This is a genomic window from Hyalangium sp. (assembly GCF_035629615.1).
In the GTDB taxonomy this organism is placed as follows: Bacteria; Myxococcota; Myxococcia; order Myxococcales; family Myxococcaceae; genus Hyalangium.
This window is the reverse complement of the sequence record NZ_DASPHO010000646.1, coordinates 19306-28638: the sequence shown is the minus strand read 5'-3', so window position 1 is coordinate 28638 and position 9333 is coordinate 19306. Positions and strand designations below refer to the sequence as shown.

General features: G+C 71.5%; 4 protein-coding genes. 1 reads left to right on the top strand and 3 read right to left on the bottom strand.

All coding sequences use genetic code 11. The features are described 5' to 3' along the window. A partial coding sequence (locus tag VD972_RS33130) for an ATP-binding protein (protein WP_414654175.1) occupies positions 1–2156 on the top strand: 2156 nt, incomplete at its 5' end. Between the two features lie 22 nt (positions 2157–2178). Here VD972_RS33130 and VD972_RS33125 read toward each other — a convergent pair. From VD972_RS33125 to VD972_RS45610, 3 genes are read right to left on the bottom strand one after another with little or no spacing between them, the layout of a single operon-like run. Further along, positions 2179–4542, bottom strand: a complete 2364-nt coding sequence (locus VD972_RS33125) for an alpha-2-macroglobulin family protein (RefSeq protein ID WP_324992793.1) — start codon at positions 4540–4542, stop codon at positions 2179–2181. Beyond that, positions 4539–7667, bottom strand: a complete 3129-nt coding sequence (locus tag VD972_RS33120; RefSeq protein ID WP_324992792.1) for an MG2 domain-containing protein — start codon at positions 7665–7667, stop codon at positions 4539–4541. Before VD972_RS33120 ends, VD972_RS33125 begins: the two co-directional genes overlap by 4 nt. Positions 7668–7727: 60 nt before the next feature. Beyond that, positions 7728–9275, bottom strand: coding sequence for a type IV pilin protein (locus tag VD972_RS45610; RefSeq protein WP_414654174.1), 1548 nt, complete (start codon positions 9273–9275; stop codon positions 7728–7730). Positions 9276–9333: the final 58 nt, after the last annotated feature.

Here is a 9333-nt window from a genome sequence, read left to right as displayed (position 1 = left end):
CGGGCAGTGCCCAGCTCACCGCCGCCCGGCAGGATGCACAGCTCATGGCCGAGCAGATGCAGCGGGCCTTCGAGGACTTCCTGCTGGCCGAGAGCGCGAAGCACCCCATCGTGCTCGTCCTGGATGACCTGCACTGGGGCGATGCCGCGAGCGTGCGCTTCGTGGATGTGGCGCTCCGCAGTGCCATGGATCGGCCCATCCTCGTGCTGGGCCTGGCCAGGCCCGAGGTGCACGAGCGCTTCCCGCGACTCTGGAGCGGACGGGGCATGCAGGAGATCCACCTGCGCTCGCTGTCGCGCCGGGCCAGCGAGCGGCTGGTGCGCGCGGTCCTTGGCGAGGACGTGACGCAGGAGGCCCTCGAGCGGCTCATCGCCCAGGCTGAGGGCAATGCCTTCTACCTGGAGGAGCTGATCCGCACCGTGGCGGACGGCAAGATCGCGCTGCACGACACGGCCGTGGCCATGGTGCAGTCGCGGCTCGCGGCGCTGGAGCCGGATGCGCGGCGGGTCCTGCGGGCGGCGAGCATCTTCGGCGAAGCCTTCTGGACGGGTGCCACTGCTGCGCTGCTCGGGGGCATGCACACGAGACAGGTGATGGACTGGATCTTGCTCCTGGTCCAGCGAGAGGTGCTCGTTCGCCGCCAGGAGAGCCGCTTTCCGGGGGAGGAGGAGTTCGCCTTCCGGCACGCGCTGCTCCGAGAGGGGGCCTATGGGATGCTCACCGAGACGGACCTCGCGCTGGGCCACCGGCTCGCGGGAGAGTGGCTCGAGCAGCATGAAGAGCGGGATGCGCTGGCGCTCGCGGAGCACTTCGAGCGGGGCAAGGAGCTTGAGCGGGCGGTCTATCATTATGTGCGGGCCGCGGATCGGGCCTCCGAGGCCAACGACGCCGAGGCGCTCTTGTCGTGTGCCGAGCGGGGCCTGCGCTGCAGCCCTCAGGGCGAGCTGCGAGGCGCCTTGCTGAGCCTGAAGGCCAGCGTTCACCTGGGACGCGAGCAGTACACCGAGACCATCGCGCTGGCCTCGGAGGCGCTCGAGCTGCTTCCTGCAGGGAGCAGGCGCTGGTACATGACCTTCCACCACCTCGCTCCCGCCGTCGCTTTCTCACAGCCCGCGGCTTTCATGGACTGCGCGCGGCGCTTCCTGGACGTGTCGCCGAGCCCCGATGCACGCTCTGAATACATCCGGTCAGGGACGTGGCTGTGCGTGACGCTCTCCATCACGGGCGCCCGCGACGCAGCGCACGGCCTTCTCTCGCGAATACGCGAGGAGAGTGCCCGCCTGGACCCAAGCGATACGAGCTCATGGGCGTATTTCTGGTCCTGCGAGGGCAACTACCACAACCTCATCAAGGAGGCCCCGTGGTCGCGCATGCGTGCCCACGAGGAGGCCGTGAGGGGCTTCGAGCACGCGGGGATCTGGGTCTATCGCTGCGTCGTCGGTAGCTACCACGGCAAGTCGCTGGTTGAGCTCGGAGACCGCGCCAGCGCCGAGGCGGTCCTACGGGAGAACCTGGCGGTCGCCGAGGAGCGCGGCGAGGCGCTGCCGCTCACGTACGTGCGGCTGAACCTCGCATGGTTCCTGGCCCGCTCGGAGCCGATCGCTCGGCTCGACGAGTCCGAGCAGCTTGCTCGAGCCGTCATCGGCGGCCACAACGCGTCGCTCCAGGGCCAGGCCCGAGGCGTGCTCGCCGAGATCGCGCTCCGGAGAGGCCTGCTCGAGACCGCCGAGGTGGAAGTGCACCAGGCCTGCGAATGGGCGCAGTCGTTCCCAGCCTACTCCTGGGACATCCTCGCGCTGCGGGTGCGGATCCTGCTCGCGCGCGGGCGCGTCGCGGAGGCGCTCCGTTGGGGGGAAGAGGCCCTCCAGCAGTTCGATCGCAGCGGCCTGGCCGGGTATGGCGAGCTCGAGCTGCGCCTGGCCGTCTCGGAGGCGCGCGAGGCCTCAGGTCAGTCCGAGGCGGCCCGTGAGCTGATGCGCACCACCCTCTCGAGGCTGCACCTTCGCTTGAAAGACATCCCCGACGCCGCGGTGCGCACGCACTACCTCACCGAGGTCCCGACTCAAGTCCGACTGCTCGCATTGGCCAGAGAGTGGCTCGGCGACGAGGCCGTGCGGGCCGCGGGGTTGGGGCCCGAGGCGTACGGCCCCAGCTAGGAAGCCCTCGGAGCGCTGCCCCTCAGCGCACCATCCACTTGGAGGGAGGCACGTACGAGACGAGGTCCGGCCGCTCCACGGGGAAGAGGCTGGAGGCGCCTCCCTGCAGCGTCCCCGACAGCGTCGGCACCACACGGAAGCTGGCCTGGAAAGGCTCGCCAACCCCTCGAGCTGGAAGCGAGAGCGTCAGCGCCCCGTCCTCCACCTCGTACTGGGACACCTTCCCCTCGGCCACGAGGCGCACGAGGCTCGGCATGTCCACCTGGACACCCGCGGGCAGGGCGTAGCGCAGCTTGAGCCGCATGCCCGCAGGGGAGGCCGCCTGCACCGCCACCTCGATCGGCATCCCTACCTTCGCCTCGGCTGGTGCCTTCACCGCCAGCTCCAGTCCCTGGCCCTTCTCCGCCTTCCACGGTACGTACGCGCCCAGCGTCAGCGAGTAGCCCAGGCCGGGCACCGCCGGCTCCGCGCGCACCGTCCACGTGTGGGCTCCCGCCGAGCCTGTCGCCGCCGCCTCCAGCGCCAAGACGTCACGCAGGGCCTTGGCGTCGAAGTTGCCCTCGGTCACCGTCTTCCCATCGCGCTCGAGCACCACCCGCACCTGCGAGGGCAGCGGGTCTGAGAAGAGCGCCATCGCAGCCTGGAGGCACAGGAGGTTGGCGCGCCCATCCCCCCAGCCCCACCCCGGCTGGTAGCCAGAGAGCAGGGACGTGCCCAGATCCGCCAGGGGAGCCTGCTTGTCCCCCGCGAGCGCGAGCACCGCCAGCGCCGTCGCCTCCAGCTCGCCAGGCACCGTCCCATCCGCGCGCAGCACCCCTGCATCCACGGGCAGGTATGCCGAGCCGTCCTCCCGCTTCTTCACGGCCTCGCGCACCTTCGTGCGCAGCGCCTCCTGGAGCGAGCCCGTCACCCCGCCGCTGGCGAGGATGGCCGCCGCGGTGTAGCCATCCTGCACGCGCGAGAGGTTGCGCTCGAAGGCCCCCATGGCTCGCGCGGTGAATGCCGCGGCCCGCTGCTTGCCCGCCGTGGAGAGCGGAGCCCCCGCGCGCACGGCCTGGGCACAGTCCGCGGTGGCCACGAGCAGCCGCTGCAGCGTCCACCCATCGCCTCCTTGGCAGGTGCCATCCGGGCGCTGGGCGTTGGCCACCTGCGCGGAGAGTCGCTCTCCCAGCCGGGCCAGCACCGCGTTGTCCGGGTGGGTGAGCGCCGCCTGCGCCAACAGTGCCGCGGTGGGCACATCCGGCGCGCGGGCCGCTCGCAGCACGCGCTGTCCTGAGACAGAGGCCATGGCCTTGAGCGCGTCGGCATCTCCCGTCTCTCCGAGCGTCTTCAGCAGCGTGGGCGCGCGCCCGGCCAGCAGCAGCGTGTACGCATCGTCCACCAGGCCGCCGCGCCCGGCCGCCGCGGACAGCTCCGCGCGCAGCACCCCCAGGGCACCGGGGTAGACCAGCAGCCGCACCCGCTCACTGCCCTCCTCTACCTCCGCGGGGCCCTCCAGCGTCAGGGTGCGCGGCGCCGCCAGCGAGCCCCCGCGCGTCTGGCTCACCGGCCGGCCGGTGGGCAGCACTTCGAAGCCGCGCACCACCGCGTCCGTCGTGCCGAGCGAGGCCCGCATGGAGACGGGGCCTGGCTGGGTGGCCTTCACCGTCACGTACTCCACCACGCTGCCCTGGGCGGGTACTCGCACGGTGCGGGTGCTGGCGCCCTCCACCACCGCGCCCTCGGCCGCCAGCCTCAGGGGTTGCTCCACCGCGGCGCTGGTGGTGTTCACCACCTGCACGGGCAGACGCACCGAGTCCCCGGCACGGAGGAAGGCGGGCACCACGGGATCCACGTAGGTGGGCAGCGTGCCCGCGAAGCTCGCCACGGCCCCCGCCTGCGCGCCCGAGCGCGAGTGCGCCAGCGCCAGCACCCGCCACCGCGTCAGCCTGTCCGGCACCTTCACCGGCACCGTCGCCTGCCCGGCCTCGTCCGTCACCACGAGCGGCTCGAAGAGGAACGTCTCCGGGAACCAGGCGCGGCTCGGAGCGGCCTCGACCTGCTCGCCACCCTCCGCGTCCGCCACCTTGGACAACGCCCCAACGCCGCCAATGCCCTTGCTGAGCTTGGGGCTCTCCCTGCGCTTCATGGGCTGGGCCTTCATGCGATCGCCCCTTGCGGGGGGCGCCGCCGAGGCGACGCTCTCCGGCTCCGGGGCCTCCGCGGGCGCGCCTGGAGAGAGAGGCTCCGCGTTCTTGTACATCACCGACGCCTCTTGCGAGCCCGCCAGAGCGGACGCGGACGCGCCGAAGAGCCGGCGGACGTTGTCCCCCACCAACACCACCACCAACCCGACGAACAGGACTCCGACGAACAGGACTCCGACAATGAGCAGTGCGCGCTTCATGGCGCCTCCCGGGCGACCCACTGGCCCCAGTTCTCGACGTCCTCGGACAGCCGCGTCCCGCCCACCACCACCACCCGTGGATCGGTGAGGGCCAGCAGCTCTGACGGCAGCCGTGACAGCTTCAGGCGGCGCCCGAAGGCATCCGTCACCGGCTCTCCGCGCTTCTCGCAGGCGGCCAGCGCCTGCTCCCACAGCTTCGCCATGGCCTCGGGGCTCAGCGTCTCCCCCTCCGGGGCCTTCTCCTCCCAGGCACGCACCTGGGTGGTCAGCTCGGCGAGCACCCGGTAGAAGGGATCCGTCAGCTCCACCTCTGGCTCGAAGGCGGCCTGCGTGGTGAACGACAGCGCCGGCTCCGTGTCCTGGACGGTCGGCACCGAGCTGACGCGCAGCAGGGCAGCCGCCGCGGCGTTGGCACCACGGATGCGCCCCATGGCGAGCGCCTGTCCATCGAGCACCCCGAAGGCGGAGCTGGTCAGTGTCGGCGCGGGCCGCAGACTCCCGAGCACACCTGGGCCCGGAAGGGGCGCCAGCTGCGCCAGCCCCTCATCCACGCCGATGAGGCCCACGGCCGCGGGGCCGTCCTTCCCATCCACGCGGGTGCGCAGCAGCATGCGGGCCACTTCTCCGGGGGCGTAAGCGGGCTTCTCGGAGGCCAGCTCCACGGAGAGCTGCGCGCGCGGCGCCACGTAGACGCGGGCAACCGCCGTGTCCCACTGCACCTGGGCCCAGCCCTCGAAGTCGGCAGGCAGGCGGAAGCTCGCCATGCGCGCCTTCGTGTCCACCTGGGACTCCAACCGGGCCGCGCCCGCCTCCATCCAGAGCTTCTCCGGCAGCGAGCCGTTGAAGCCGGGGCCGCGCAGCAGGTCCACGCGCACCTCATCCCCAGCGCGGGCCAGCGCAGGCGTGGCGCGCAGCCGCTGAGGGGGAAGCTGCGTAGGCTGCAAGAAGAGCTTCGTCGAGCCGACGTCGCTCCCTTCGACTCGAGCGCTCACCACCAGCTCATAGCCAAGCCGCGTGGTGTCCTGCGCCCGGGCTTCCCCTTCCTCGCCCGCCGCGGGCTCTGCGGTGAGGCGCGCCACACCCATCTCGTCAAAGGAACTCTTGGCCCCTTGCGACTGCTCGCCATCCGCCCCTTCCTCTACCGCGACGTTGCCGAATGCCATGCGCGCAAAGCGGCCCTGGATGCAGGAGAGCACCGTCGCGGAGAGCATGGGGACACCCTCCTGCTTCGGCTTGGACACCCACCCCAACTCCACCTCCGCCCGGCCCTTGCGGAGCCGCCAGCGGAGGGTTGCGGGCAGATCCGACTCCTCGGAGAGCTTCGCAGGCAGGCACACGCGCGCATCGCGCGCCGCCTCCTGCAGCGCCGCCTGGAGCTGCCACACCTGGGCCCCATCGGTTGCGGGCTCCAGCTCCACCGCGAGCGTCGGGAGCTGGGGATCGACGAGCTGGAAGGACAGGTGCAGCATGCGCTCACGCCCAGGAGGCAGCGTCCGAGCACGGGCCACCTCTGCGAGGCAGGCCAGGAGCCGTCCGGCACCGCCCACCACGTCCACCACCGCTCCGCTGGCGCTCACCCGCACGGACAGCGCCGCACCGGCGCCTCCCATTTCCGGCGTGACGAAGCGCGCACAGGGGAAGAAGGAGGGCAGCCACCGCTCCAGGGCCACCTGGTCCTGCAGCGCCGTCTCCCCGTCGCGAGCGAGCAGATCCGTGGAGGCAGAGAGCTCCACGGGATCCGGGAGCGGCTGGCGTCGCACGGGCATGGCGGGGACGACGACATTGACGGCGACGCCGGGATCCAGCTGCAGGGCCGCCACACCCTCCTCGTCCGCCACCGTCTTCACGCCGGGATCCTTGGAATCCCACGCGCGCTTCACGGTCAGCTCGGCGCCTGGGAGCACCTGCCCATCCGCGGTGGTGGCACGCAGGAACACGCGGTTGCTGTAGTTCTCCACCAGGCCCTCCTGCAGCTCCGTCACCGCGGAGACGGCGATGGCATCCTCGGTGAGCAGCAGGGAGACGCCGCCGCGCACGGCATCCCCAGCGGGATCCACGGCCGTCACGGAGGCGGAGAGCGTGACCTGGCCGCGCAGATCCTCGGGCACGCGCGGCAGGCTCACCTTGAAGCGCCCCGCCGCGTCGGCCTTCACCTTGGCGGGCAGCGCGCCCCCCTTGAACCATTCCAACGGGGGCGGCCACGCTCCGGAGTGATCCCACTCGAGCGACACGTCCGCGCCGGCCACGGGCGCTCCGGAGCTGTAGAGCACCTTCCCTTCCACGGTGGGCAAGTCCCCCGCGCGCCAGAAGGGCTGCGGGCTGGAGGCCTCCACGCGGAAGCGCGGCAGGGTGAAAGGCTCCACCTGAAAGGAGGCCTCACCGTTGGCGTCGCCGCTCAGCCAGCGCACCTGCCAGCGGCCGATGGGAGCACCGCGATCCAGAGGGAAGGTGCCGGACACCACGCCCCAGGGGCCCGCGGGGGCCCGCTCCTCCAGCACCACCTCTCCGCTGGGATCCACCACGGTCCACCTGCCCGGACGTCCATCCAGGGGACCCATGTCCTTGGCACGCAGCGCCACGGCGCGGAACTGCACGCGGTGGCCAGGCTCGTAGAGGGGCCGGTCCGTGAGGACATGGATGCGCGCGGGTGAGTAGAGGGGCAGCACGGCCTCCGCCGAGTCGGTCCCCAGGGGAGTGGTGACGCGAGCGCGCAGCCGGTAGTCGCCATCTGGCAGCGCGGGCAGCTTCACCTGCGCGGAGAGATCGCCGTTATCGCCCCGCACCCAGTCTTGCTCTGGCTTGAGCGGCGTCTCCTGGCCCGCGGCGTCCAGGAGCACCAGCTGGACCTCCAAGCGGCTCATTCGCGCCAGGAGGCGCGTGTTGCGGGCGCTCATGCCGTGGGCCAGGGCCCAGACACGCACGAAGCCCATGCGCTCGCGCGCCAGGCTGTCGATCTCAAACCCCACCGTCTGCCGGAAGCGCCCCTCCGGGCACTGCTTCACCTGCACGCCCTGGAAGAGCCATGCAGACAGGCACACCTCCGAGCTGACGATGGCCAGTGCTACGCCAGCGAGCACCACAAAGATGCCGCCAGCGATGAGCGAGCGGCGGGACCGGACGTTCATGCTGCCTCCCCCGCCCACTCTACGCCGGGTCGGGGGTGGCGCGCTTGCCTGCCCGGCCAGCTACTCCAGATCGTTGCTCAGGTTCTCCACTTCGCCCTTCTGATCGACGACCCACACGTCCCAGGTGTCGTCCGTGTCCAGGTTGCTGTACGCGCAGACGGAGAAACCCTCCTGGGGGCTCTTTCCTACGGAGGTGAGCCCCTGGCAGGGCGAGGGCGGTGGCGCCACCTTGCAGTCCGCGCGATCACACGGCAGGCACTGCTTGCCCATGCAGTAGGTGTAGCGGCGGCCCTTCTCCGGCGCGAAGCCGATCTCCTCGAAGGTGCGCCCATACCGGTCCTTCTCCTGGAAGTAGACGCGCTGGGAGGTGTAGGCGGCCTTGAGGTTCGTCTGCACCTCGGACTGCCTGGCACGCGCCTGGAATTTGATGAAGTTGGGGATGGCAATGGCCGCCATGACGCCCACCACGGCCACCGAGGTACCACCGGTGGTCATCTGATCGGCCAGGTCCTTGATGGCACCCGCGGGGAGGGTGAGGGCCAGGGCGAAGCCATCCTGCGTGGAGGACACCTGTAGAGACTGGCGCGTCTGGGTCCAGTAGCCCTTCTCGTCCACCACCCGCTCCGAGGTGAGGCCCGCGGCGGCCTGCTTCAACGAGGGCGACGCGGCGGGATCCTGGGCAATGGAGCGCTGCACCTCGGCCAGGCCGGCGGTGATGCGCTGGCGCACCTCGACCTGGTGCGTGTCGAAGTCCGTGAGCGCCTTCTTCACCACGGCGTCAATCATGGCAATGTCCTTGGGCGAGGCTCCCTCCAGGTTCAGCGCCAGCCGCACCGCGTCCCGGCCGGTGAAGGCCAGACGCCCGCGGCCCTTGGGGCCCAGATCCAGACGCAGGCCCACGAGCAGCGGCGCCTCGCCGGGAGTGGCCGCGGGCGCGCTGACGGGCGGCAGCACCTCGAGGCCGGCAAGGGCAGAGGGGGCTCCGAACAGGATCAGCCCACGCCGGGGACGGACGCACACGGGGAGCGGCACCTCGGCGCTCTCCACGCACAGATCCTGCCCGCGCAGGGAGACGTACACCGGGCCCCCCTCGCGCGTCAGCTCCTCGGCCACGGCGCGCACGAGCGCGACGACGCTGGAGAGCAGCTGCGCATTGTCCGGCGAGCCCTCATCCACGGCCAGCGCGCCCACTGCCACGTGTGCGATCCCCTGGGGTCCGCCCTCGAGGAAGCGGTCCGAGGGCACGAGGAAGGCGAAGCGGCGAACGTTGGGCCACTTGCCCCACTCGCGCAGCAGGGCACTCACCACGGCACCCCGGGCGAACAGCTGCGCCTCCGGGCCCTCTTCGACAGCGAGCTGGGACATGACGGTGGTGACCATCCCCGCCAGCTGCTGCATCGTGGGGGCCTTGCCCGTGAGGCCCAGCGCCTCGAAGGCATCCAGGTTCACCACGAGCGCGGCGCCGGGGCCGGGCGCTTCGGCGCGGGCAAAGACGGCGGCGGCCTCGGGCGACAGGGGCGGCGGAGGAGGCGGCGCGGGCGGCGGGGGAGGCGTGGTGGTGCAGCTGGCACAGAAGGCGGCCAAGAGGACGGTGAGGCGCAGGCGCATACAGACTCCCGTGGGAGGACGGCGGCCGTGTCTAGCCTTGCCAGCTCAGGGAATCGAG